26 protein-coding genes are annotated in these 23,071 nt (G+C 67.6%); 13 read left to right on the top strand and 13 right to left on the bottom strand.

Annotation, left to right across the window (positions count from 1 at the left end; translation table 11 throughout):
• Positions 1–83 precede the first annotated feature (83 nt).
• The 4 genes from ACWW1C_RS23165 to ACWW1C_RS23150 form a co-directional block, all read right to left on the bottom strand.
• Entirely contained in the window at positions 84–1,055 is a 972-nt protein-coding gene (locus ACWW1C_RS23165) for a hypothetical protein (protein ID WP_455980450.1), read from the bottom strand.
• 108 nt (positions 1,056–1,163) lie between these two features.
• The gene (gene mmsB, locus ACWW1C_RS23160) at positions 1,164–2,036 is read right to left on the bottom strand and encodes a 3-hydroxyisobutyrate dehydrogenase (protein ID WP_455980449.1); all 873 of its coding nucleotides are present in this window, start codon (positions 2,034–2,036) and stop codon (positions 1,164–1,166) included.
• Positions 2,037–2,058: 22 nt separating this feature from the next.
• Positions 2,059–3,225: an acyl-CoA dehydrogenase family protein gene (locus ACWW1C_RS23155; protein WP_455984405.1), complete on the bottom strand. Its 1,167-nt coding sequence runs from the start codon at positions 3,223–3,225 to the stop codon at positions 2,059–2,061.
• A gap of 15 nt (positions 3,226–3,240) precedes the next feature.
• On the bottom strand, positions 3,241–4,773 hold the full coding sequence (locus tag ACWW1C_RS23150; RefSeq protein ID WP_455980448.1) for a CoA-acylating methylmalonate-semialdehyde dehydrogenase: 1,533 nt from the start codon (positions 4,771–4,773) through the stop codon (positions 3,241–3,243).
• A 272-nt stretch (positions 4,774–5,045) separates the two neighbouring features.
• On the opposite strand from ACWW1C_RS23150, the gene ACWW1C_RS23145 reads away from it, so the two are divergent.
• Entirely contained in the window at positions 5,046–5,375 is a 330-nt protein-coding gene (locus tag ACWW1C_RS23145; protein WP_455980447.1) for a hypothetical protein, read from the top strand.
• Positions 5,376–5,393: 18 nt separating this feature from the next.
• Entirely contained in the window at positions 5,394–6,707 is a 1,314-nt protein-coding gene (locus ACWW1C_RS23140) for an RNA polymerase sigma factor (RefSeq protein ID WP_455980446.1), read from the top strand.
• A gap of 185 nt (positions 6,708–6,892) precedes the next feature.
• On the opposite strand, the gene ACWW1C_RS23135 is transcribed toward ACWW1C_RS23140, so the two are convergent.
• Positions 6,893–7,606, bottom strand: coding sequence for a hypothetical protein (locus ACWW1C_RS23135; RefSeq protein ID WP_455980445.1), 714 nt, complete (start codon positions 7,604–7,606; stop codon positions 6,893–6,895).
• 151 nt (positions 7,607–7,757) lie between these two features.
• Between ACWW1C_RS23135 and ACWW1C_RS23130 the strand changes: the two genes are divergently transcribed.
• The 3 genes from ACWW1C_RS23130 (at position 7,758) to ACWW1C_RS23120 (ending at position 10,398) form a co-directional block, all read left to right on the top strand.
• Positions 7,758–8,021: a hypothetical protein gene (locus tag ACWW1C_RS23130; protein WP_455980444.1), complete on the top strand. Its 264-nt coding sequence runs from the start codon at positions 7,758–7,760 to the stop codon at positions 8,019–8,021.
• A gap of 202 nt (positions 8,022–8,223) precedes the next feature.
• Entirely contained in the window at positions 8,224–9,687 is a 1,464-nt protein-coding gene (locus tag ACWW1C_RS23125; RefSeq protein WP_455980443.1) for an RNA polymerase sigma factor, read from the top strand.
• A gap of 123 nt (positions 9,688–9,810) precedes the next feature.
• Positions 9,811–10,398, top strand: a complete 588-nt coding sequence (locus tag ACWW1C_RS23120) for a hypothetical protein (RefSeq protein WP_455980442.1) — start codon at positions 9,811–9,813, stop codon at positions 10,396–10,398.
• Positions 10,399–10,407: 9 nt separating this feature from the next.
• Here ACWW1C_RS23120 and ACWW1C_RS23115 read toward each other — a convergent pair whose 3' ends face one another.
• The 4 genes from ACWW1C_RS23115 to ACWW1C_RS23100 are packed head-to-tail and all read right to left on the bottom strand — an operon-like array spanning position 10,408 to position 15,351.
• Positions 10,408–11,256 carry an LLM class F420-dependent oxidoreductase gene (locus ACWW1C_RS23115; protein ID WP_455980441.1) on the bottom strand — a complete coding sequence of 283 codons (849 nt, stop codon included), beginning with the start codon at positions 11,254–11,256 and terminating at the stop codon, positions 10,408–10,410.
• A 15-nt stretch (positions 11,257–11,271) separates the two neighbouring features.
• Positions 11,272–12,102 carry an LLM class F420-dependent oxidoreductase gene (locus ACWW1C_RS23110; protein ID WP_455980440.1) on the bottom strand — a complete coding sequence of 277 codons (831 nt, stop codon included), beginning with the start codon at positions 12,100–12,102 and terminating at the stop codon, positions 11,272–11,274.
• Positions 12,103–12,159: 57 nt separating this feature from the next.
• Positions 12,160–13,638 carry an ATP-binding protein gene (locus ACWW1C_RS23105; protein WP_455980439.1) on the bottom strand — a complete coding sequence of 493 codons (1,479 nt, stop codon included), beginning with the start codon at positions 13,636–13,638 and terminating at the stop codon, positions 12,160–12,162.
• Between the two features lie 12 nt (positions 13,639–13,650).
• Positions 13,651–15,351: an FAD-dependent oxidoreductase gene (locus tag ACWW1C_RS23100; protein ID WP_455980438.1), complete on the bottom strand. Its 1,701-nt coding sequence runs from the start codon at positions 15,349–15,351 to the stop codon at positions 13,651–13,653.
• Positions 15,352–15,616: 265 nt separating this feature from the next.
• Here ACWW1C_RS23100 and infA point away from each other — a divergent pair, with 265 nt between their 5' ends.
• From infA to truA, 8 genes are all read left to right on the top strand, one after another.
• Entirely contained in the window at positions 15,617–15,838 is a 222-nt protein-coding gene (gene infA / locus ACWW1C_RS23095; protein ID WP_003886926.1) for a translation initiation factor IF-1, read from the top strand.
• A gap of 49 nt (positions 15,839–15,887) precedes the next feature.
• Positions 15,888–16,001 carry a 50S ribosomal protein L36 gene (gene rpmJ, locus ACWW1C_RS23090; RefSeq protein WP_003879483.1) on the top strand — a complete coding sequence of 38 codons (114 nt, stop codon included), beginning with the start codon at positions 15,888–15,890 and terminating at the stop codon, positions 15,999–16,001.
• Between the two features lie 156 nt (positions 16,002–16,157).
• The gene (gene rpsM, locus ACWW1C_RS23085) at positions 16,158–16,532 is read left to right on the top strand and encodes a 30S ribosomal protein S13 (protein ID WP_043401867.1); all 375 of its coding nucleotides are present in this window, start codon (positions 16,158–16,160) and stop codon (positions 16,530–16,532) included.
• A 4-nt stretch (positions 16,533–16,536) separates the two neighbouring features.
• Positions 16,537–16,953, top strand: a complete 417-nt coding sequence (gene rpsK / locus ACWW1C_RS23080; protein ID WP_020101461.1) for a 30S ribosomal protein S11 — start codon at positions 16,537–16,539, stop codon at positions 16,951–16,953.
• A gap of 32 nt (positions 16,954–16,985) precedes the next feature.
• On the top strand, positions 16,986–17,591 hold the full coding sequence (gene rpsD, locus ACWW1C_RS23075; protein WP_043401870.1) for a 30S ribosomal protein S4: 606 nt from the start codon (positions 16,986–16,988) through the stop codon (positions 17,589–17,591).
• Between the two features lie 79 nt (positions 17,592–17,670).
• Positions 17,671–18,723, top strand: coding sequence for a DNA-directed RNA polymerase subunit alpha (locus ACWW1C_RS23070; RefSeq protein WP_020101463.1), 1,053 nt, complete (start codon positions 17,671–17,673; stop codon positions 18,721–18,723).
• Between the two features lie 62 nt (positions 18,724–18,785).
• A complete protein-coding gene (rplQ, locus tag ACWW1C_RS23065) occupies positions 18,786–19,337 on the top strand; it encodes a 50S ribosomal protein L17 (protein ID WP_455980437.1) in 552 nt (183 codons plus the stop codon).
• Positions 19,338–19,353: 16 nt separating this feature from the next.
• Positions 19,354–20,217 carry a tRNA pseudouridine(38-40) synthase TruA gene (gene truA, locus ACWW1C_RS23060; protein ID WP_455980436.1) on the top strand — a complete coding sequence of 288 codons (864 nt, stop codon included), beginning with the start codon at positions 19,354–19,356 and terminating at the stop codon, positions 20,215–20,217.
• Positions 20,218–20,219: 2 nt separating this feature from the next.
• Here truA and ACWW1C_RS23055 read toward each other — a convergent pair whose 3' ends face one another.
• From ACWW1C_RS23055 to ACWW1C_RS23040, 4 genes are all read right to left on the bottom strand, one after another.
• Entirely contained in the window at positions 20,220–20,939 is a 720-nt protein-coding gene (locus tag ACWW1C_RS23055; RefSeq protein ID WP_455980435.1) for a cutinase family protein, read from the bottom strand.
• 20 nt (positions 20,940–20,959) lie between these two features.
• Entirely contained in the window at positions 20,960–21,565 is a 606-nt protein-coding gene (locus ACWW1C_RS23050) for a cutinase family protein (RefSeq protein WP_455984404.1), read from the bottom strand.
• A 114-nt stretch (positions 21,566–21,679) separates the two neighbouring features.
• Positions 21,680–22,291, bottom strand: coding sequence for a cutinase family protein (locus tag ACWW1C_RS23045; protein ID WP_455984403.1), 612 nt, complete (start codon positions 22,289–22,291; stop codon positions 21,680–21,682).
• A 111-nt stretch (positions 22,292–22,402) separates the two neighbouring features.
• A complete protein-coding gene (locus tag ACWW1C_RS23040) occupies positions 22,403–23,071 on the bottom strand; it encodes a cutinase family protein (RefSeq protein WP_455980434.1) in 669 nt (222 codons plus the stop codon).

Here is a 23,071-nt window from a genome sequence, read left to right as displayed (position 1 = left end):
CAGTTCTTCACAGCTTTTCAATTGTCGAGGCGGGGCGCCGAGCCCCGCCTCTCTCAACGGTCTTTCAGCGGCCTTTCAGCGGCTCAGAACCACGGAAGGCTGACCTTCGGCAGGCCGATCTTCGGGAAGATCCGCGGGTGCGGCGGGAAGCCGATCTTCGGGTGCGGGATGTCCGGCATTCCGATCTTCGGGGCCTGCGGGAGACCGATCTCCGGGTGGGGCAGGTCTTCCGGCTTGGGCAGCTTGGGGGCACCCAACTTGGTGAAGTCCGGCATTTCCGGCAGGCCGGCGCTCGGCAGCTTCGGCATGCTGATGCCGGGCAGCTTCGGAGCGGCCAGCGCGCCGAGCGAACCGATGGCCGGCGCGCCGATGGCCGGCAGTCCGCCGAGGCTGGGGGCAGCCACTGCCGGAGCCGCCATGGCGGGAACCGAGAGGGCCGGAGCGGCGGCCGCGGAGGAGACCTTCGCGATGTCGCCGACGGCGGACAGGGTGCCGAAGGTGGCGGCGGTCGCGGCCGGAGCTGCGGCCGCGGCGACCGGGGCCCCCAGCGTTGCGCCCGTCGGCACGGCGGCTGCGGCGCCGTTCAGGAGCAGGGCCCCGATTCCGCTGACCAGACCACCGAGACCGGCGTCGAGCACCAGGCTGGGCAGGCTCAGGCCGGGCAGGCCGAGCGACAGCGGAATCGCAACGGTGGCCTCCGGCGGCTGCATGCTCGACAGGTTGATCGGCGGGAAGCCACCAAGGCTCCAGTCGTCACCCCAGTCCAGACCGTTGTCGTTGTTGCGCGCCGTCTTGCCGGTGTGGCCGGCGGTCGAGCTCGACGTCGAGCTGGAGACGGTCTTGCTGCTGGCCGTGCCGACGTCACCCGACGGGGTGGTGGCCGACTCGTTGTTCTTGCTGGCCTGCTGAGTCTGCGTCGGCTGCGACGGGTCGGTTCCCGGGTTGTTGGGGTTCACCGGACCGGGCGACGCGAAGGCGATGCCCGCTCCGAAAAACGCCACAGCAATCGCCGTAGCCGAGGCCGCGGCCCCCTTGGCGGAATATTTGAAAGTCATGCGGCGCGAATCCTCCCTGTGCGACCCACGCATCCTATGCCCTAATGCGCGCGATGTCACAGTTAACTAACGAATACCACTGTGACGTGCGGTGATGGTGAGGCGACGTCATTGACGCAGCAGGTTGATTACCGCGCTGAAGTCGAGATCGGCATGCTCGGCGGCAAACTTCGCGTAGATGTCCGCGGCGTGGCTACCGAGGGGTGCCGACGATCCCGTCGAGCGCACCGCAGCCATCGCCAGACCGAGGTCCTTGTTCATCAGGGCCGTGGCGAAACCGGGCTGGAATTCGTTGTTCGCAGGCGAGGTCGGTACCGGACCGGGGACGGGGCAGTTCACCTGCACGGCCCAGCAGTTGCCGGTCGCCCCGGTGATCACGTCGAACAGCGACTGCTTGTCGAGGCCGAGGTGCTCGGCGAGCACGAACGCCTCTCCGATCGCGATCTGCTGGACGGCGAGCACCATGTTGTTACACACCTTGGCGGCCTGGCCGGCTCCCGAGTCGCCGCAGTGGATGATCTTGCCGGCCATCGGCTCGAGCACAGCGCGCCCGCGCTCGAAGGCCTCGGGCTCGCCGCCGACCATGAACGCCAAGGTGCCTGCCGTCGCACCTTTCACGCCGCCGGACACCGGGGCGTCCAGTTGCGCGAAGCCGTGCTCGCCGGCCAGGCGGTGTACTTCACGGGCGTCGTCGACCGAGATGGTGGACGAATCGATGAACAGCGTGCCGGGCGCCGCGGCGGGCAGGATGTCGGCGTAGCAGCTCTTCACCAGGTCGCCGTTGGGCAGCATGGTGATGACGACGTCGGCGCCGGCGACCGCCTCGGCGCCGCTGTCGAATGTGGCCGCGCCGTGGTCCCGTGCCGCCTGCGCCGCGGCCGGGACCGGGTCGAAGCCGTGCACGGTGTGCCCGGCCGCGATCAGGTTCGCCGCCATCGGGCCGCCCATGTGGCCCAGGCCCAGGAATGCAATCGTCGCCATCGACGGTCCTCTTCTCGTTTCGTTATGCGGGTTTACGCGCGCCGGCAGAGGCGGCCCGCCCGATGACCACGCGCATGATCTCGTTCGTCCCCTCCAGGATGCGGTGCACCCGGAGATCGCGGACGATTTTCTCCAGTCCGTACTCGCGCAGATAGCCGTAGCCGCCGTGCAACTGGAGGGCCTGGTCGGCCACCGTGTAGCAGGCCTCGGTGACGTGCAGCTTGGCCATGGCGCACAGTTCGACCTTGCGCGGATTATTGGTGTCGAGCGCGGTTGCCGCCCGCCACAACATGTTTCGCGAAGTCTCCAAGGTCGTCGCCATGTCCGCGAGCGTGAAACGGATGGTCGGCTCGTCGATCAGGGCTCCGCCGAATGCCTCACGCGAGGCCAGGTAGCCCAGCGCCTTGTCGTAAGCGGCCTGCGCCCCGCCCAGAGAGCACGCCGCGATGTTGATGCGGCCGCCGTTGAGGCCGTTCATCGCGATGGAGAAACCGGTGCCCTCGCCGTCGGTGCCGCCGAGCATGGCTTCGGCGGGCACCCGTACACCCTCCAGGATCACCTGGGCGGTCGGCTGGGCGTGCCAGCCCATCTTCTCCTCGTTGGCGCCGAAACTCAGTCCCGGCGTGTCTTTTTCGATGATGAAGGCGGAGATGCCGCGGGGTCCGTCGGCCCCGGTGCGGGCCATCACGACGTAGACGTCGGAGACGCCCGCGCCGGAGATGAACTGCTTGACTCCGTCGAGCACGTAGTGGTCGCCATCACGAACGGCCTTGGTGCGCAAGGCCGCCGCGTCACTGCCGGCGCCCGGCTCGGTGAGGCAGTAACTGGCGATGGACTCCATCGAAGCCAACTTCGGCAGCCAGGTCTTGCGCTGCTCCGGGGTGCCGTAGCTGTCCACCATCCACGCGCACATGTTGTGGATCGACAGGAACGCCGCGATGGTCGGGTCGGCGGTGGCGAGCTGCTCGAAGATGCGCACCCCGTCCAGCCGTCGTAGCCCGCTACCGCCCACGTCGTCATTGCAGTAGATGGCCGCCATGCCCAGCTCGGCCGCTTCCCGCAGGACGCCGGTGGGGAAGTGCTCGTCGGCATCCCACGCCAAAGCGTTTGGTGCCAGCCTTTTTTCGGCGAACGCGGCCGCCGTCTCGGCGATCACGCGTTCGTCGTCGTCCAGTCCGAAGAGGTCGATGCTCAACGCCGGCCCTTACTTGAAGGTGGGGATCGAGAACTCGGCCCCGTCCTTGATGCCCGACGGCCAGCGCTCGGTGACGGTCTTGACCTTGGTGTAGAACTGGATCGACGCCGTCCCGTACTGGTTGAGGTCGCCGAATCCGGACCGCTTCCAGCCGCCAAAGCTGTGGTAGGACACCGGAACTGGGATCGGCACGTTGACGCCGACCATGCCGACCTGCACGCGCGAGACGAAATCACGGGCGGTGTCGCCGTCGCGCGTGAATACGGCGACGCCGTTGCCGTACTCGTGCTCCGACGGCAGGCGCAGCGCCTCCTCGTAGTCGTGGGCGCGGACGATCACCAGGACCGGGCCGAAGATCTCATCGGTGTAGATCGACATGTCGGGGGTGACGTGGTCGAACAGGGTGGGGCCGAGGAAGAAGCCACCTTGAAGGGAAGCATCGGCTCCATCGACACTGAACGTGAGGTCGTCGCTGGCGCGTTCGCGGCCGTCGACCACGAGCTCGGCGCCCGCATCCACACCCTGGCCGATGTAGTCGCGCACCCGCTCCAGGGCCGCACCGGTGACCAGTGGGCCGTAGTCGGCCTTCGGGTCCAGGCTGTGGCCGACCCGCAGCTGGTTGACGCGCTCGACGAGCTTGTTGCGCAACCGGTTTGCGGTTTCTTCGCCGACCGGCACGGCGACGCTGATCGCCATGCACCGTTCACCGGCGCTGCCGTAACCGGCACCGATCAGCGCATCGACGGCTTGGTCCAGGTCGGCGTCGGGCATCACGACCATGTGGTTCTTGGCGCCACCGAAGCACTGCGCCCGCTTGCCGTTCGCGGCGGCGTTCGAGTAGATGTACTGCGCGATGTCGGTGCTGCCGACGAAGCCGACTGCCTTGATGTCCGGGTGCGCCAGGATGGCGTCGACGGCTTCCTTGTCACCGTTGACCACCTGCAGGACGCCCGCGGGCAGGCCCGCCTCGATGAACAGCTCGGCCAGGCGCAGCGGTACCGAGGGGTCGCGCTCGGACGGCTTGATGATGATGGCGTTGCCGCAAGCCAGGGCCGGTCCGGCCTTCCACAGCGGGATCATGGCGGGGAAGTTGAACGGCGTGATGCCGGCGACGACGCCGAGCGGCTGCCGCATCGAGTAGACGTCGATGCCTGCTCCGGCGCCCTCGGTGAACTCGCCCTTCATCAGGTGCGGGATGCCGACGGCGAACTCGATGACCTCGACGCCGCGCTGGATGTCACCGAGCGAGTCGTCGAAGGTCTTGCCGTGTTCCAGGGACAGCAGGCGCGCCAGTTCCTCCTTGTTCTGGTTCACGAGGTCGACGAACCTCATCAGCACCCGCGACCGGCGCTGCGGGTTCCACGACGCCCATTCCCGTTGTGCGACAACAGCACCCGCGACCGCGGTGTCGACGTCGGCTGCCGATGCCAGGAGCACCTCGGCCTGGGCCTGGCCGGTGCTGGGGTTGAGCACGTCGGCGGTGCGAGTGGATTCGCCGGTGGTGCGCTGGCCATTGATGAAGTGCGGAATCTGGGTGGTCATGACGTCCGTCCAAAGGTATGGAGAGTTCGGGTTCTCGGCTCTAGGCGAGATACTTGCATATCCTAGTAATTGTCGACCGGTGTTGGCAAGGGGCTGCCGACAGTGCTCTGGGGGCGGTTACCCCGCCGTGGTAGCTCAGCGGGCTTTCCGAAATACCCGACTTCTTTGCCGATGCCTGACCAAGTGCCGAAAAAGTTGTCAGGATTGAGGCGGCGAAATGCTCCTACAGACAAGCGAGGCCAACCGGGCCGAGCAGAGGAAAGGTGGAGCACATGTCAACTGCCAGGCTGAAGCGCCTCGTTGCTGGAATGGCCGCAGCGGTATCGATTCCGGTTGCGCTGATGGGTGCCGGCACCGCGCAGGCGAACCAGGTGGGACTGAATTTCGTGCCGAAGATCGGTGGCATCTGGGTCAGCTGGCAGGGCGGTGGTGGCGGCACCTGGTGCACCTACACGTCGGACTGGTTCACCACCAGGGCGTACCAGGACCCCGCCGGCAAGGCGGCCTTCTTCGTACCGGGCGTTCCGCTCAACAGGACCTGGGACGTCAACGTCAACTGCGACAACGGCGACAGCGGTTTCTACAACAACTACTACTACTGATTTGAGGGGAACGCGCCGATGAGCGCGCTTGTCGATTGGGACGAAGCACCCGACGAGGAACTCGCCCGCGCGGCAGCCTCAGGCGACCGCGCGGCGTTCGCCGCGATCTACGACCGTTACGCGGACCGCCTCAACGACTTCGTCGTGCGGATGGTCCGCGACAGTGACGCCGCTGCCGACTGCGTGCACGAGGCGTTCTGCACCGCGGCGACGGGGCTGTCGAAGCTCCGTCAGCCCGAGAAGCTGCGGCCGTGGTTGTACGCGGTGTCGCGCTCTCAGGCCTTGCGGCACATTCAGCGGCGCAAGCTCGAACAACCGGCCGACGACGAGTACCTGGACAGCGCATCGGCAGAAGCCGGCCCAGATGCCCTGGCCGAGCAGGACGACCTGGCGCAGTTGATCCGCGAGGCCTGCGGTGGTCTCTCGGATCGCGACCGCGAGGTCATCGAACTGAGCTACCGCCACGGGCTCGACGGACCGGAACTGGGCAAAGCACTCGGCGTCAGCCCGGCCACCGCAAATACCCTGACGCACCGGGCGCGGGAGATGGTCGGCCGTTCGCTCGGTGCGTTGCTGGTAGCCCGGCAGACCCGGCAGGACCCGGCGCGATGCCCGGATCTTGCTGCGGTGCTTGATGGTTGGGACGGGACGATGACGGTGTTGATGCGCAAGCGCATCGCCCGGCACATCGAATCCTGCCCCGAGTGTGAATCCGAACGGCGCCGCCGGGTGAGTCCGGCGGCGCTGCTGGGTGCCATGCCCTTCATCCCGGCCCCGAAGGAACTCCGGGATACAACGCTCGCGGACATTCAGCTGGTCTGTCGGACAACCGATTTGGTTGACAGCGCCGACACCGGGACGGTCGCCGGTGCCGCGCCGGTTGAGGAACGACGCCGTCGGCCGGCCTTGCCGATCAGCCTGGCCGTCGGGGCGCTCGTGCTGTTGCTGGGGGGTCTGGCCTGGACGATTGCCGGTCCGGGCCGCCATGAGCGGGAACCGGCTGACAGCGGTGTCACGGTGCCGCTGGAAACGCCTGCGACGACGCCGTTTTCGGCACCGCCGAGCCCGCCGCCGTCGTCCGGTGCGCCGGAGACGCTGGTGCCGGTCTCGACCAAATCTGTCGCACCACCGGTGGTGGCACCGAGTCAGCAACCTCAGCCTCCGCAGGATTCGCCGGCTGCCGAACCGACGCCCGCACCGCAACCGGCACCGCCGGATCACCCGGTCAGCAGGCCCGGCCCGGTGACGCGTCCGCCGATGTCGGTTGCGCCGCCCTCGTTCGAAGCGCCGACGCCTCCCACCGGTGATCCGGGTTCAGGCGGCCGGAGATGAACCACGGCGTGGGGCCTGACCGTGCGCCCTGGGCTCAGGGTCAGCGGAACTTCGGTGCGCTGAGTCGTTGATTCTGACGTGAGGGCGTTCGTCACTCGAACAAGTACGCCCTGCGTACAGGGTCAACGCGAAAGCCCGCCACGGTGGCGATGACCACCGTGGCGGGCTTGTACGTCTGACGGATGTCAGCCGGCGTCCAGGGGCAGGTTCGGGTTGACCGGAGGCGTCTTCCCGGGGCTCGGAATGGCGAGCGGGCCCTTCACCACCGGCCCTTCGGGTTTGGTGGGCGGCTCCTTCGGCGGTGCCGCCGGCGGCACCGGCAGATTGATGACGATCGGCGGGAACGTGGGCAATGGCAGTTGCTCGGGCGGGGCCGGGACCGCCTCTGGGGCGGGAGCCGGAGGTGCCATCTCGGGGGCGGGGCCGGCCTTCGGCGCCGCGGTGACGACGGGTGCTGCCGGTCGCTGGGGGACGGCCGCCGGCACGTGATCGGTGACCACCGGAGCGGCCGGTGCCGCCTGCGGAGCCGGGGGCGCGGGCCGCGCCCCCGGCGGCATCAGGACGGCCGGGGCGGCCGCGGGCAGGGCAGTCGACCCGCCGGCGGCAGTCACCGAGGTGCCGGCGTCAAGTGAACTGATCGCGGCGAATGCCACGGCGGCCGATGCCACGATCACACTGGCCGCGCCGCCCATCGCCAGCGCGACGCAGCGTCGGGCCCGGCGGCCGTCGTCGGTGCTGACGACAACGGTGGCGTCGTCCTCCGCCGCATCGGGGAGGTCGAGCTGGTCGCTGTACGCGAGCCGAGTGAGGGTCACCGAACGCGGGGCGGCGGCTATGACGTCGGCTGCGATGGTGTTGTCGGTGTCGGGGTTCCACGGGGTATTCGAATGGTTGCTCATGCCTGTATGAGCAGTGTCGGCAGCAGAGTCTGACAAGTTTTTCGTGGCGATTCGGTTTCTTCCGAAAAAAGTGTCCCCGGCTTCCGGGGGTCGCGCTCCTACCTATGACAGAGCCCGCACGGGGCGCCTGCGACACCCAAAGGAGCACGAAATGAGCATCGACAACACCCCCGCCAAACGGCAGTCCCTCGCGAAGCGGGCCGCCGCGGCAGCGCTGCTGTCCGGCAGCATGGCCCTCGCCGCGTTGGGCATGACGGCGGGCACCGCACAGGCGCAGCCCTCCGTCCCGGTGCCCCAGCACTGGGGTTACGAGTACTGCTCGTGGGCGTGGTGGGACTGGGACCACTGCCACGACTTCTACTACTGGCACAACTGGGACTGGAAGCACCACGACCACGATCACGACCACCACTGACTGGCCGTGACGGCACACCGCCTGCGCGGATTCGAGACGCAGCCGGGTCCCGTATTGAACCGGGTCCGGGCTGCTCTCGTTCTCCTCGTTGAAGCCAACATTGAAGCCAGCGCCGATGCTCGTTGATTCGGCAAATCAGCTCGCCTTCGCCGGACTAGCATCAGTGCATACCGGCGATCGATTCGGTACGGGAGCCCGTCTCATGACCGCAGTACCAGATTGGGACATCGTCAGCGACGCCGACTTGGTCGGCGCCGCGCTTTCCGGCGATCGCATGGCGTTTGCCGGCATCTATGACCGCTACGCAGACCGGCTCCACGACTTCTGCGTGGGCATGGTCCGGGATCGCGACGCCGCCGCGGACTGTGTCCAAGACGTGTTCTGCACCGCGGCAACAGCTTTGGACAAGCTGCGCGAACCCGACAAACTGCGGCCCTGGCTGTACGCCATCGCCCGGAACGAGGCGCTGCGCCGGATCCGGCAGCGGCGCCGCGAAGAACCGTCCGATGAGCTGCCCGACGAGGCGTCCGGCGACGCCGGACCGGACACCCTGGCGGCCCGAAATGAACTGGCACAACTGGTCGCCGAAGCGGCCGGCGGGCTGTCCGACCGGGACCGGGCGGTGCTGGAGCTCGGCTACCGCCACGGACTGGAGGGGCCTGAACTTGCCGAGGCGCTCGGTGTCAGCACCGCCAGCGCCAAGAAGATCATGCAGCGGCTCCGCGACACCATGGAGCGCTCGCTGGGCGCGCTGCTGGTCGCCCGCCGTGGCCAGAGTGGCAACAACTGCGCGGAGCTGGGCGCGATCATCGCGGGATGGGACGGGACCTTCACCATCCTGATGCGCAAGCGGATCGCCCGTCACATCGAAAGCTGCCCGACCTGCGATCAGGACCGTCGCCGAATGGTCAACCCGGTCGCGCTGCTCGGCGGCACACCGCTGTTCATCCCGGCGCCCACCTGGCTGCGGGACCGCACGCTGCATCGGATTCAGCTGACGTCCACCACCGCGAATCTGAGCAGCGCACCCACCCAAGCGCAGAGTGCCCTGCTAGATGCGTCGACCGAGCAGTTCCCCGTCGCCGATGAGGCCGGCCCGGAGCCCGCGACGACCCCGCCCAACGGTCGCGTGATGCTGACGATGTCACTGCTGATCGGCATCCCACTGATCGTGCTGGCGCTGACCATCGGCTGGCGGTACGAGACCAACGAGCCCGTCACCCCGCAAGGCGTAACCACCTCCGTCACCACCTCGCCCGGCACCACGACCGAAAACCTGGCGACGACGACGGTCGCACCCCCGCCGCCGGCCACCCCGACCGCCGTCGTCACCGCTCCGGTCGAGCCACCGACGGCCCGTCCGCCCCAGACAGTGCAGCCGCCGCAGCAGTCGCCGGTCCCGCTGCCGCCCGCCCCGCCGCCCGTCGTGACGCCCCTGCCGTCGCCGCGGCCGTTGCCGCCGCACCATCCGCGGCCGCCCGTCGTCTCCGAACAGCCGTCACCCAGCCAGACGCCGCCCGTCATCACCGAGCCGCTCCCATCGCCGACCCCGACGACACCGAGCGGCACGCCGAAACCACCCCGGCCGCGGCCGTTGCCGCCGGGCCCCGTGGGCCCGATCGAGCCCGCACCGGTGACGACGACGCAGCCGCCGATCATCTACTAGTCCGGCCGATCTCGAGCCGAGAAGAAAAGCTCGCCAAAAAGTTGTCCCGACGCGGGTACTGCGCTGCTCCTACCTATGAGGGCAGCCCGAAACGGGACCGCGAGAACGACACAGGAGCACGCCATGTCCACTGCCATGACCGACACCTTCCCGAACCTGGAGTACTCGTCCGACCCCGCCAGCGGAACGCTGCACGGGGCACCGACACTGCCGTTCGGCGCGCTGGCCTGGTCGGCAGTGGAACCGGAAGAAGTCGTAGCCCAGCCTGCGCCCGTCCCGGTTGTGGCGGCCGCGAAGCCACGAAACAGCCGCGTGCGGATCGTCGCGATGCTGTTCGGCGGTGTCACCGTCGCTGCCGCGGCCGGCGCAATCATGTTGGGCGGCAACGATTCTCCATCGACGCCTCTGACTGTCGCCGACCATACGAAGTCGACCCAGTACGTCCCGCAGGATGCGGGCCCGCTGCCGACCGCCAACCATGTGGCCGTTCCGGCGCAGGTCGTCGTCACTGCGGCCGCCGTCCCGGCCGTCGCGCCGCCGAAGGCCGTGCCGCCCAATCAGCCGGTTGCCGCGCCGCCCGTTACCGAGACTCCGAAGCCCCCGCTGCAACGGCAGCACTGGTACTGGCTGCGCCGCAGCCTGCAGCAGCGGGACCACCAGCAGGACGGCCAGCAGGACGGCCAGCAGGACGGCCAGGGTCAAAAGCGCTGAGCGCCAGGGCTATCCGCGCAGGCCCAGCGGCCCCGCCAGCGCTGTCAAGGTAGGCACCAGCTTGTCCCAGCCGCCCAGCACCTGGACGGTCACGTGATCGGCACCGGCGTCGAGATGCTCGGTCAGCCGCGCGGCGATGGCGTCGGGCGTGCCGTGGGCGACCACCGCATCGATCAACGCGTCGCTGCCCGGCTTGGCGATGTCGTCCTCGGAGAAGCCGAGCCGGCGCCAATTGTTCAGGTAATTACTGAGATTCAGATAGAAGTCGACGGTCTCACGGCCGATGGCCCGCGCCTCCTCGGTGGCCTCCGCCGAACCATCGGTCAGCACCACCTTGTGCTCGGGAGCGAGGAACGCATCCGGTCCGATGACCTTGCGCGCCTCGGCCGTGTGCTCGGGGGTGGTGAGGTACGGGTGTGCGCCGGCGCTGCGATCGGCCGCCAGTCGCAACACCTTCGGGCCGAGGGCCGCCACCACCCGGCGCGCCACCGGGACGCCCGCCGCGTCCAGCTCATCCAGGTACTCGACGAGAACGTCGTAGGGCTTGCGGTACTCCTTGGTGTGCTCGGGATGGCCGATGCCGACGCCCAGCACGAACCGTCCCGGGTACGCGGCCTCGATCCGGTGATACGACTCGGCGACCTGAGCCGCGGGGGCCGTCCACACGTTGACGATGCCGGTGGCCACCTGCAGCTTCTCCGTCGCGGCCAGCAGTGGCTCGACAAACGCCAGGTCGCCGGCGGGGGACCCGCCCGGCCACACCGCGGTGTACCCCAGCTTCTCGATCTCGGCGGCCTGCTCGGGTTTCGGGGCGCCGAACGTCCACACGCCGACGCGGCCCAGGTCCAGCTTGCTCATGCGTGATCCCTCCAGTTACCGCAGGCCCAGGGCGCCGGCGAGTTCGGTCAGTGCGGGCACCAAGTTCTCGGGCGACGTCAGCACCTGGACCGGTACATGGTCGGCGCCGGCATCGAGGTGCTGCTTCAGCCGGGCGGCGATGGCGTCGACCGTGCCGTAGGCGACCACCGCGTCGACGAGCCGATCGCTGCCCGGCTTGGCGACGTCAGAGTCGTTGAACCCCAACCGCTTCCAGCTGTTGAGGTAATTGTTCAGATTGAGGTAAATCTCCAACGCCTTGCGGCCGACCGCCCGGGCCTGGTCCGCGTCCGTCGTGAGGATCGCCTTGTGCTCGGGCGCCAGGAACGCGTCCGGCCCGGTCAATTCACGCGCCTGGGCGGTGTGTTCCGGTGTGGTCAGGTACGGGTGCGCGCCGGCGCTGCGCCGGGCCGACAGCTTGAGTACCTGCGGGCCGAGCGCGGCCACCACGCGGTGTTCCTTCGGCACGCCGTACTCGTCGAGTTTGTCGAGGTACTCGTTCAGCGCATCGATCGGCTTCTTGTATTCGGCGATGGCCTCCCGGTGCCCGACGCCGATGCCGAGCAGGAAGCGGCCGGGATACGCGGTGTTGATGCGGTGGAACGACTCGGCCACCGGTCCGGCCGCCGCAGTCCAGATGTTGACGATGCCGGTCGCGACCTTGAGCCGCTCCGTCGCGCCGAGCAGTGGCTCGACCCAGTCCAGCTCCGCGGGCGGGGATCCCCCGACCCAGATCGCGCCGTAGCCCAGCGCTTCGATTTCTGCTGCCTGTTGCGGCGTCGCGCCGCGTCCGAATACGCCGTAGCGCCCGAGGTCTGGTTTGGTCACCTCTGCGGCAACTCCCGGGCGCGGGTGGCTATTCCGTTCGGCGCGCGGTGAGCCGAACTATCCCGCTGCCGCCGCCGCCGGAAATTCTTCCGGCGCCGGGGCGTGTACCGGCAGCGTGACGATGAAGGTGGTGTCGCCGGGCTTCGATTCGACGTAGATGTTCCCGTGGTGCTTTTCGCAGATGATTCGCCACGCCAGGTCGAGCCCCAGGCCCGTGCCCTCGCCGAATGGTTTGGTCGTGAAGAACGGGGTGAAGATGCGCTCGATGACGTCGGACGGAATGCCCGGGCCGTTGTCGTTGATCTCGATCCGGACGGTGTCGTCGCCGGCCCGCTTGGTTCGGATCGTCAGCACACCGCAGCCCTTCATGGCCTGCAGGGCGTTGTCGATGATGTTCGTCCACACCTGGTTCAGATCGGCTGGGTAGCACTGCAATTCGGGCAGCGCCGGGTCGTACTCCTTGACCACCTTGACGCAGGTGGTGCCGTCCTTGCCGATGCGGTCACCGAACATCATCAGCGTGCTGCGCAGGAGGTCGTGCACGTTGGCGCTCTGGTACGGGGCGCGGTCCATCTGTGAGTACTGCTTGGCGCCGGCCAGCAGTGTCGAAATCCGTTTGCTCGCTTCGGAGATCTCGCACATCAGCAGCTCGGTGTCGATGGTGTATTTCAACCAGCCCAGCGCGCCCTGCAGCGTCGCGGACGAGTCGCCGTCACCGAGGGATGACGAAATGCCTTCCAGCCAAGCGACATCCAGGCCGGCGTCGACGAAGGTGGGGGCGTAGTCCCAGGCGGCCGCGATGCCGTGATCCTCGAGCCATTCGCCGATCTGGTCTTCGCGGTCGGAAGCCTCGATGGCCGACAGCTCCTGGTTTCTGGCCTTGAGCACCTGATCGGCGATGCCCTCCTGGATGCCGACCAGGACGCGGAGCGATTGCGGGCTGACCTGACCGTCGGCCAGCATGGCCAGCTTGTGCCGCATCTTGCCGATCCGGTCGTGCAGGTCCGCCACGGCGCGGGCGGTCGCGGCTGCCGGGTTGTTCAGCTGGTGTGTCAGGCCGGCCGAGAGCTGGCCGAGAGCGAGGAGCTTCTCCCGTTGGCCGACGATCTGGCGTCCGCGGCGGCCGCCGACCTTATGGCCCTCGAGTAGGTGCACCGCCATCGGGAACTCTTTGCGCATGAAGTCGGCGTAGGCGTTGGCGTCCAGGACGAAGAACCGCGACGGCTTGGTCACCCGCACCGACGCCTCGTACACCGGCTGCTCGTCGGGGATGTAGGCGGACCAGGCGCCGCAGTACACGCCGCGCATCGAGGTGCGGTTGGTCTCGATGTCGATCCCGCCGGACTTCATCGACATGACGAGCTCACCGTCGAGCATCACGTAGAAACACGTCGCCGGCTCGCCCTCGGTGCAGACCGGGCCGGGTTCGAACGTCGCGATGTGACCGTTGGCGCAGAGCGTGTCCAACTGTTCATCGGTCAGTGCCTCGAACAGGAACAGCGTTTTCAGTTCACTACGCGCGCACGTCTCGCCCATACCGGTCTCCTCCTACGTTTCCGCCAGATACCGGTGGACCAGCATCACGGCCATCGAGCCTTCGCCGACCGCGGCCGCGACCCGTTTGGCCGATTCAGCGCGGACATCACCTGCAACAAACACACCGGGCACACTTGTTTCCAAGTGGTGCGGTGGCCGGTCCAGGTTCCAGCCGCAGACGTCCTTGAGATCCGGTCCGGTCAGGATGAAACCGTGGTCGTCGCGGGCGATGCCGGCTTGCTCCAGCCACTGGGTCCGCGGGGTGGCGCCGATGAAACAGCACAGCCGTGAGCAGTCGACCTTCTCGCGCTCGCCGGTGCTGTTGTTCACCAGCCACAGCCCGGTCAGGTGCCCGTCCTCGCCACAGGTGTCGACCACCTCGGTGCAGGTCCGGACGCTGATGTTGGGAGTGTTCTCGATCTGCTGGATCAGGTAGTACGACATCGACGCCTCGAGCGACTTGCCACGCACCAACAGCGTCACCGACTTGGCCTGCTGCGACATGAACATGGCGGCCTGGCCGGCGGAGTTCGCGCCGCCGACGATGTAGACGTCCTCACCCGCGCATTCGGAGGCCTGCGACACCGACGCACCGTAGAAGACGCCGTTGCCGACATAGCTGTTGCCGACGCTGTCGGGGTCCTCCCAACAGCCGCTCACCTGCAGGTGCCGGTAGTCGACGCCGGTGGCAAGGATGACCGACCGGGCGGTGATGCTCCGGCCGTCGTCGAAGGTCAGCGTCTTGCTCGCCAGCGCCGAGACGTCCAGCTCGACGACCTCGCGGGTGGTGATGACCTCGGCGGCGAAGCGTTCGGCCTGCCGTCGCGCCGACGTCGTCAGCTCGGCGCCCGAGATGCCGGTCTCGAAGCCCAGGTAGTTCTCGATCCGCGAGCTGCGGCCTGCCTGGCCGCCGGTGGTGGTGCGCTCGATCAGGACGGTTCGCAGCCCTTCCGACGCGCCGTACACCGCGGCGGCCAGGCCGGCGGGGCCGCCGCCGATGACGGCCAGGTCGTACATCTCCAGCGATGGGGTGGTGGCCAGGCCGAGCATCCCGGCCAGTTGCGCATCGGTCGGCTGGACCAGCGTCTCGCCCTGCTCGGAGATCACCACGGGCAGCTCCAGTCCGTCGAGACCGGCGGCGGTCAGCAGCTGCTTGCCCTTGGGCTCGTCCGACGCGTACGCGCGGTAGTAGTGCTGGTTGCGGGCCAGGAACTGCCGGACCTCCCAGGACCGGGGGTTCCAGCGGTGGCCGATCACCTTGGTGTGCGGGACGGCGCGATCGCCGACCTCGTGCCAGGCCTCCAGCAGGCCGTCGATGATCGGGTACAGCTTCTCCTCGGGCGGGTCCCACGGCTTGAGCAGATAGTGGTCGAGGTCGACGAGATTGATGGCGTTGATCGCGGCGTGGGTGTCCGCGTATGCGGTCAGCAGCACGCGCCGGGCCAGCGGGAACACGTCCATGGCCAGTTCCAGGAAGTCGATGCCGTTCATCTCCGGCATCTGGTAGTCGGCGATGAACATCGCCACGGTGTCGCCCCGCAGCTGTAGCTCGTTGATCGCGACCAGCGCGTCCTGTCCAGATTCGGCGCGCACGATGCGATAGCGCTCGCCGTAGTGTTTACGCAGGTCGCGGGCGACAGCCCGGGACACTGCGGGATCGTCATCGACGGTGAGAATCACCGGATTGCGGGCCGGGGAAGCGGGTCCAGTCATCGTTGTTCATTATGCGCCCTGACTTGCGAAGACGATGCGCCCACCTGGGGTCTGGCGGGGCGCTTCGCTGATTTTGGTACCTGGGGTCCGAGCGGGTATCGTGGACCAACGGTGCAGCTTCTGCGCCGGCTCTTTGCGTGCTCTGTTCTGAAGTTCCCCGGAATTTCCTGGCATTAAGTCCACGTTCTTGTAGCCGGGGTGGGGTCTGCGCCGAGCACGGGCGTATGAGATACGAAACCGAAGAACCAGAGGATTACCAAAGAGTATGGCCAAGAAAGACGGCGCCATCGAGGTCGAGGGTCGCGTGATCGAGCCCCTGCCCAATGCGATGTTCCGCATTGAGCTGGAGAACGGTCACAAGGTGCTCGCCCATATCAGCGGCAAGATGCGGCAGCACTACATCCGCATTCTGCCGGAGGACCGTGTCGTAGTGGAGCTGTCTCCGTACGACCTGTCCCGTGGCCGCATCGTTTACCGATACAAGTAAGCGCCCAGCAGCACCACCAATTCAGAACCGAGAAAAGGATCGCTAAGTCGTGAAGGTGAACCCGAGCGTCAAGCCGATCTGCGACAAGTGCAGGGTGATCCGCCGCCACGGCCGGGTCATGGTGATCTGCTCTGACCCGCGGCACAAGCAGCGGCAGGGCTAACTCAGTACCACTGAGCCACCACCCAAAACTGAATGCAGACCTCCCAGTACCACTGAGCGGATTGGCCGCTCAACCACGTCCGGCACGGAGGCCGGACCCCGATAGACGGGGAACGGACTGGGATCAGACCTCCGCAACGAAAAGGAACACTGCCTGATGGCACGCCTCATGGGCGTCGATCTCCCGCGCGACAAGCGCATGGAGATCGCGCTGACCTACATCTACGGCATCGGCCGTACCCGCAGCCAGGAAATCCTGGCCGCCACCAGCATCGACCGGGATCTGCGCACCAAGGACCTCACCGACGATCAGGTGACCCAGCTGCGCGACTACATCGAAGGCAACCTCAAGGTCGAGGGTGACCTGCGCCGCGAGGTGCAGGCCGACATCCGTCGCAAGATCGAGATCGGTTGCTACCAGGGCCTGCGCCACCGTCGTGGCCTGCCCGTGCGTGGCCAGCGCACCAAGACCAACGCGCGTACCCGCAAGGGCCCGAAGCGCACCATCGCCGGCAAGAAGAAGGCCAGGTAAGTAAATGGCACCCACCAAGAAAGCCGGCGCTGCTTCCAAGCGCGGCAAGCCCACTCGTCGCCGGGAAAAGAAGAACGTCCCGCACGGCGCCGCTCACATCAAGAGCACGTTCAACAACACCATCGTCTCGATCACCGATCCCCAGGGCAACGTCATCGCCTGGGCCTCGTCGGGTCACGTCGGCTTCAAGGGTTCTCGCAAGAGCACCCCGTTCGCCGCGCAGCTCGCCGCCGAGAACGCTGCCCGCAAGGCGCAGGAGCACGGTGTCAAGAAGGTCGACGTCTTCGTGAAGGGTCCGGGTTCGGGCCGCGAGACCGCGATCCGTTCGCTGCAGGCCGCCGGCCTCGAGGTTGGCGCGATTTCCGACGTCACTCCGCAGCCGCACAACGGCTGCCGCCCGCCCAAGCGGCGCAGGGTCTAGGTCGGCTCGGGAAAAGGATTAGGTAAAAGAAAATGGCTCGTTATACCGGACCCGCCACCCGCAAGTCGCGCCGCCTCGGCGTCGACCTCGTCGGTGACGATCAGTCGTTCGAAAAGCGCCCCTACCCGCCCGGCCAGCACGGCCGCGCGCGGATCAAGGAGAGCGAATACCGCACCCAGCTGCAGGAGAAGCAGAAGGCTCGCTTCACCTACGGCGTCATGGAGAAGCAGTTCCGCAAGTACTACGAGGAAGCCAACCGCAAGGCCGGCAAGACTGGTGAGAACCTGCTGCAGATCCTCGAAAGCCGTCTGGACAACGTCGTGTACCGCGCCGGTCTGGCCCGTACCCGCCGGATGGCCCGTCAGCTCGTGAGCCACGGCCACTTCACCGTCAACGGTGTCAAGGTGAACATCCCGAGCTACCGGGTGTCGCAGTACGACATCATCGACATCAAGTCGAAGTCGCTGAACACCCTGCCGTTCCAGATCGCTCGCGAGGTCGCCGGCGACCGTCCGGTCCCGTCGTGGCTGCAGGTTGTCGGCGAGCGCCAGCGCATCCTCGTGCACCAGCTGCCCGAGCGCGCCCAGATCGTCGTGCCGCTCACCGAGCAGCTCATCGTCGAGTTCTACTCGAAGTAATTCGAGTCATGGGGCCGGCCATCCGGCCGGCCCCTACCAAACCGGCATCAAATAGCGGGTGCCGAGAAGGAGATAGAAAATGCTGATCTCTCAGCGACCCACCCTGTCCGAGGACGTGCTGGCCGAAAACCGGTCCCGGTTCACCATCGAACCGCTGGAGCCCGGCTTCGGTTACACCCTGGGCAACTCGCTGCGGCGCACGCTGCTGTCGTCCATCCCGGGCGCAGCGGTCACCAGCATCCGTATCGACGGTGTCCTGCACGAGTTCACCACCGTCCCCGGGGTCAAGGAAGACGTCACCGACATCATCCTGAACCTCAAGGGCCTGGTCGTTTCGTCGGAAGAGGACGAGCCGGTCACCATGTACCTGCGCAAGCAGGGTCCGGGCGCCGTCACCGCCGGTGACATCGTGCCCCCGGCCGGTGTCACGGTGCACAACCCGGACATGCACATCGCCACCCTGAACGACAAGGGCAAGCTGGAGGTCGAGCTCGTCGTCGAGCGTGGCCGCGGTTACGTCCCCGCCGTGCAGAACAAGGCTTCGGGTGCCGAGATCGGCCGGATCCCGGTCGACTCGATCTACTCGCCGGTGCTGAAGGTCACCTACAAGGTGGAGGCCACCCGCGTCGAGCAGCGCACCGACTTCGACAAGCTGATCCTCGACGTCGAGACCAAGAACTCGATCGCCCCGCGCGACGCCCTGGCTTCGGCCGGCAAGACGCTGGTCGAGCTGTTCGGTCTGGCCCGTGAGCTCAACGTCGAGGCCGAAGGCATCGAGATCGGCCCGTCGCCGGCCGAGGCAGATCACATCGCCTCGTTCGCGCTGCCGATCGACGACCTGGAGCTGACCGTGCGGTCGTACAACTGCCTCAAGCGCGAGGGTGTGCACACCGTCGGCGAGCTGGTCTCGCGCACCGAGTCGGACCTGCTGGACATCCGTAACTTCGGCCAGAAGTCCATCGACGAGGTCAAGATCAAGCTGCACCAGCTGGGTCTGTCACTCAAGGACAGCCCGGCCACGTTCGACCCGTCTCAGGTCGCCGGCTACGACGTGGCCACCGGCACCTGGAACAGCGACGCCAGCTACGACCTGGACGCTGACCAGGACTACGCCGAAACCGAACAGCTCTAACAAGAAAATTCCGTCCCGGCCCTACCTGATACGGGGGCCGGCCCCAATTAGGAGATAGTGCAATGCCCAAGCCCACCAAGGGTGCTCGCCTCGGCGGATCGTCCTCGCACCAGAAGGCGATCCTGGCCAACCTGGCCACCTCGCTGTTCGAGCACGGCCGCATCAAGACCACCGATGCGAAGGCCCGGGCGTTGCGTCCGTACGCCGAGAAGCTCATCACCCACGCCAAGAAGGGCGCGCTGCACAACCGGCGCGAGGTGATGAAGAAGATTCGCGACAAGGACGTGGTGCACACCCTGTTCGCCGAGATCGCACCGCACTTCGCGGACCGCGAGGGCGGCTACACCCGCATCATCAAGGTCGAGAACCGCAAGGGCGACAACGCCCCCATGGCCGTGATCGAGCTGGTTCGGGAGAAGACCGTCGTCTCCGAGGCCGACCGCGCCCGTCGTTCGGCCGCGGCTCAGGCTGCCGCCGCTCCGGTGGAGGCTCCTGCTGAGGAAGCTGCTGCCGAGGCTCCGGTTGCCGAGGTCGAGGCTGCTGACGAGGGCATCGCCGACGCTCAGACCGCTGAGGCCGAGGCTGAGGCGACCGAGGATGACGCCAAGTCCTAATCAGGCTGTGAACGACATGCCCGCTACCGACTCAGGTAGCGGGCATGTTCGTTTGCGCCTGGACATCTCGTACGACGGCACCGAATTTGCGGGCTGGGCACCGCAGGCCGGACAGCGCACGGTCGCCGGCGTCATCGAGGAGACGCTGTCGACGGTGTTCCGGGAGCCGGTGCGTCTGGTCACCGCCGGCCGCACCGATACCGGGGTACACGCCACCGGTCAGGTGGCGCATGTCGACGTGCCTTCTGCCGCATTGAGTTTCGCGTATCCGCGCACGCCCCGTCCCGGTGACCCGGAGTTCCTGCCGTTGGTGCGCCGGCTCGCGCGGTTCCTGCCCGCCGATGTGCGGGTGCGTGAGATCGTCCGCGCCGCTCTGGGTTTCGACGCCCGGTTCTCCGCGCTACGCCGGCACTACGAGTACCGGTTGTCACTGGCTCCCTTCGGAGTAGAGCCGCAACAGGCCCGGTTCGTGACGCCGTGGTCGCGGCCGCTGGATCTGGCCGCGATGAACGATGCATCACAAGAGCTGTTGGGACTGCAGGATTTTGCCGCGTTCTGCCGCTTCCGGGAGGGCGCGACGACCATCCGGGACCTGCAGCGCCTGGAGTGGCGGCGCGCCGGCGACCTGGTCACCGCCTACGTGACGGCGGACGCCTTCTGCTGGAACATGGTGCGCTCACTGGTCGGCGCGTTGCTCGCGGTCGGGGTGGGCCGTCGTGAACCTGGTTGGATCGCAGGCCTTTTGGCGGCCGACAGCCGGTCGAGCGAGTACGCCGCGGCGCCGGCGCGGGGCCTGACCCTGGTGTCGGTGGACTACCCGCCCGACGATCAGCTGGCGTCGCGGATCACCGTCACGAGGGATCTACGCACCCTTGACTGAGCTCACGGCGCGGGCGGCGGAGCGAGCCGGGCGGCGACGAAATCGGCGGCCTGACTGACCATGCCGGACCCGATGTAGCCGTCCTGCAGGTGGTTCTGCCAGTCGCCCTGTAGTTGGGCGATGGTCTGCGGCAGTCCGTCCATGCAGACGGGATCGGCGCCGTTGCATTGGTCGATGGTGCGATCCAGGTAGATCGGGCTGATGTTGGAGCCGCCCATGCGGTGGGTGACGTTGCCGAACAGCGCTACCGCGGCGATATGGGAGTCCATGCCCGGCGGCAGCGGCCTGTTGAATCCCCAGCCCGGGTTGTCGGAGGTCAATGCCACGGCCGCCGATGCGGCGCCCAGCGAGTACCCGCCGATGACCAGTCGGGTATCGGGACACCGGCCCGCCATGTCCTGAATGCGAGAGCTGATGTCGTTGGCGCCCTGGGCGATTTCGACGTTGGCGGGGTAGTTCACCGCGTAGACCCCGACGTTCAGGGGGGTTTTGGCGCGCAACGCGTCTACGAACGCCGTTCCGACCCGGCCGACGCCCGGTCGCTCGTTGCGGCCGCGCGCGAAGACCACTTCCACCTGGGGGCAGGGGTCTGCGGCCGCGGCGCCGATGACATCTGCGGGGGCTGCGGCCGTCGCAGCCACCAGCCCGGTGGCAACGGACGCTGCCGCGCCGATCAGGGCGACTGCAGACCGGACGGACGTCATGACGAAGCGGGGGGCCATGGCTGGAGTCTAGCGGCGCGTCACAGTCGCGCCGCGACGAACTTCGCGGCCTGGGTCACCATGCCCGACTTGATGTAGCCCGGCGCGAGATGATCCTGCCACTCGGAACGCCATTTGTAGGGGCTGCTCGGATTGCAGATCGGGTCATCGGAATGGCAGAGGTCGATGGTCCGGTTCTGGTACGTCGAACTCAACGCCGTGATGGGCGCGGCCCAGTTGACGCCGTTGCCGAAGAGCGCGACGGCGGCGATGTGCTGATCGGTGCCGCGCGGCAAGGGGCTGTTGAAGGTGAACGCCGAAATCGGCACCGCGATAACCAGATCGGTGGCGGCGGCGCCCAATGAGTAGCCGCCGAGCACGATCTTGGTGGCCGGGCAGTTACGGGCCAGCCATTGCACGCGCCGGCTCATGTCGTTGGCGCCCATGTCGACCTGGGTGTCTGCCGGGTAATTCACCGGGTACAGCGTGATATTCGGACCGCGGAGCTGACGCAGCGCGGTGACGAAGGCGGCGCCGACCTGCCCGGGGCCGGGCGGTTCCATCCTGCCGCGCGCGAACACGACTTCCGCGGGAGCGCACGTGGCAGCGGCGTTCGCCACACCAATGTCCGTGAGTAGCACGGACATTGGTGCGGCGCCGACAGTCAGAGCGGTGATCAGCACACAGAGCGTCCGGCGGCCAATCACAAATCCGATGGTATCCCGACGAATTGACGGTCTCGTCGAGAAAAGATGCCAGCCTTACAACAATCCGGCGACGAAGTTGGCTGCTTCGTTGGTCGGGCCGCCCGCATATGTCTTGTGCGCGGGCACACTCTGACCGTCGGTCTGGCAGATCGGATCACCCGCGTTGCACAGGTCGATGACCTTGCCGCCCCACACCGGGCTCGCCGTCAACGGCAGACCCAACTTGGCGGACGGGTTGCCGAACACCGCGATCGCCGCGACGTGGCCGGCGGCCTCGGGCGGCAGCGGGTTGTTGAAGCCGACACCCGGAACCGGGATGGCGCCGATGACGTCCATCACGGCGGCGCCCTGCGAGTAGCCACCGAGCACCTGCCGGGTACCCGGGCAGTTGTCCGCCATCCACTGGATGTGGGCACTGGCGTCGTTGGCGCCGTCAGCGGCCGCGAGGAAGTCGTACGACGCGGGATAGACGACGGAGTAGGCCCCGACCGAGCGGCCGCCGACCTTGTTGCGCAGCTGGTTGACGAACGCGCCACCGACCCGGCCCAGGCCGGGGTCCTCGGACGTGCCGCGGGCGAACGTCACCTCGATGTCGGGGCAGTTGGCCGCGGCGGCGGTACCGACGGCGCCCAGGGCCGGCGGTGTCAGCACGGTGACGCCGGCGATGACTACGGTGGTCGCGGTGCCGGCGAAGGCCCGGCGCAGTGCACTGATGATCACACCGAATCTTAACCGTGCCCGGCGGATGTGGTTCTCCGACAGGCACTCAGCGGCAGGTCAGACGCGGGATGCGATGAACTGCGCGGCCTGCCCGATGTACTCGGACGACTCATAGCGCGAGTGCGCGAACGGGTTTCGGCCGCGCGAGCAGATCGGGTCGCCCCACAGGCACAGATCGACCGAGCGGTTCGAGAACAGGCCAATGGAGTCCAGCGGATGGCTGAACTTGGCCGACGGATTGCCGAACACGGCGGCAGCCGCGACCCGGTTCGCGAGTTCCGTGGGCAGCGGCGGTGCCGAGCCGACATCGCCGATGCGGTCGCCCAGCGGAGGAACGCCGGCCAGCATGTCGACCACCGCGGCGCCCTGCGAGTACCCGCCGAGCACGATCTTGGTGCTGGGGCACTGCTGCGCCATCGTGGCGATGCGGTTCTGTGCGTCGGTAGCGCCGTCCTGCGCGGTGAGGAAGTCGTAGGACGCCGGGTACTCGACGGCGTAGCCGGTGACGGTGCGGGCACCGACCAGCGGCTGCAGCGCGTCGACCAGGACCGAGCCGACCCGGCCCATGCCGGGGTCGTCGTGCGTGCCGCGCGCGAAGATCACCTCGATGTTCGGGCAGGGGTCTGCCTGGGCGGGTGCCGACGGCAGCAGCGCGGTTCCGGAGATGACGGCGGCGGCGATTGCGGCCACTCGGACCGACGTGCTGAGCAAGGTCACGCGGGCCAT

This window comes from Mycobacterium sp. HM-7 (assembly GCF_053852335.1).
This window is presented reverse-complemented; position numbering and strand designations above follow the sequence as displayed.

Coding starts and splice junctions, on each gene's coding strand:
- ACWW1C_RS23040 (WP_455980434.1), bottom strand. CDS start 23,071: ATGGCCCGCGTGACCTTGCTCAGCACGTCGGTCCGAGTGGCCGCAATC.
- ACWW1C_RS23100 (WP_455980438.1), bottom strand. CDS start 15,351: ATGACTGGACCCGCTTCCCCGGCCCGCAATCCGGTGATTCTCACCGTC.
- ACWW1C_RS23145 (WP_455980447.1), top strand. CDS start 5,046: ATGTCAACTGCCAGGCTGAAGCGCCTCGTTGCTGGAATGGCCGCAGCG.
- ACWW1C_RS23055 (WP_455980435.1), bottom strand. CDS start 20,939: ATGGCCCCCCGCTTCGTCATGACGTCCGTCCGGTCTGCAGTCGCCCTG.
- ACWW1C_RS23135 (WP_455980445.1), bottom strand. CDS start 7,606: ATGAGCAACCATTCGAATACCCCGTGGAACCCCGACACCGACAACACC.
- truA (WP_455980436.1), top strand. CDS start 19,354: ATGCCCGCTACCGACTCAGGTAGCGGGCATGTTCGTTTGCGCCTGGAC.
- ACWW1C_RS23125 (WP_455980443.1), top strand. CDS start 8,224: ATGACCGCAGTACCAGATTGGGACATCGTCAGCGACGCCGACTTGGTC.
- ACWW1C_RS23050 (WP_455984404.1), bottom strand. CDS start 21,565: ATGTCCGTGCTACTCACGGACATTGGTGTGGCGAACGCCGCTGCCACG.
- mmsB (WP_455980449.1), bottom strand. CDS start 2,036: ATGGCGACGATTGCATTCCTGGGCCTGGGCCACATGGGCGGCCCGATG.
- infA (WP_003886926.1), top strand. CDS start 15,617: ATGGCCAAGAAAGACGGCGCCATCGAGGTCGAGGGTCGCGTGATCGAG.
- ACWW1C_RS23115 (WP_455980441.1), bottom strand. CDS start 11,256: ATGAGCAAGCTGGACCTGGGCCGCGTCGGCGTGTGGACGTTCGGCGCC.
- rpsD (WP_043401870.1), top strand. CDS start 16,986: ATGGCTCGTTATACCGGACCCGCCACCCGCAAGTCGCGCCGCCTCGGC.
- ACWW1C_RS23130 (WP_455980444.1), top strand. CDS start 7,758: ATGAGCATCGACAACACCCCCGCCAAACGGCAGTCCCTCGCGAAGCGG.
- ACWW1C_RS23070 (WP_020101463.1), top strand. CDS start 17,671: ATGCTGATCTCTCAGCGACCCACCCTGTCCGAGGACGTGCTGGCCGAA.
- ACWW1C_RS23140 (WP_455980446.1), top strand. CDS start 5,394: ATGAGCGCGCTTGTCGATTGGGACGAAGCACCCGACGAGGAACTCGCC.
- rplQ (WP_455980437.1), top strand. CDS start 18,786: ATGCCCAAGCCCACCAAGGGTGCTCGCCTCGGCGGATCGTCCTCGCAC.
- rpsK (WP_020101461.1), top strand. CDS start 16,537: ATGGCACCCACCAAGAAAGCCGGCGCTGCTTCCAAGCGCGGCAAGCCC.
- ACWW1C_RS23105 (WP_455980439.1), bottom strand. CDS start 13,638: ATGGGCGAGACGTGCGCGCGTAGTGAACTGAAAACGCTGTTCCTGTTC.
- rpsM (WP_043401867.1), top strand. CDS start 16,158: ATGGCACGCCTCATGGGCGTCGATCTCCCGCGCGACAAGCGCATGGAG.
- ACWW1C_RS23165 (WP_455980450.1), bottom strand. CDS start 1,055: ATGACTTTCAAATATTCCGCCAAGGGGGCCGCGGCCTCGGCTACGGCG.
- ACWW1C_RS23120 (WP_455980442.1), top strand. CDS start 9,811: ATGTCCACTGCCATGACCGACACCTTCCCGAACCTGGAGTACTCGTCC.
- ACWW1C_RS23150 (WP_455980448.1), bottom strand. CDS start 4,773: ATGACCACCCAGATTCCGCACTTCATCAATGGCCAGCGCACCACCGGC.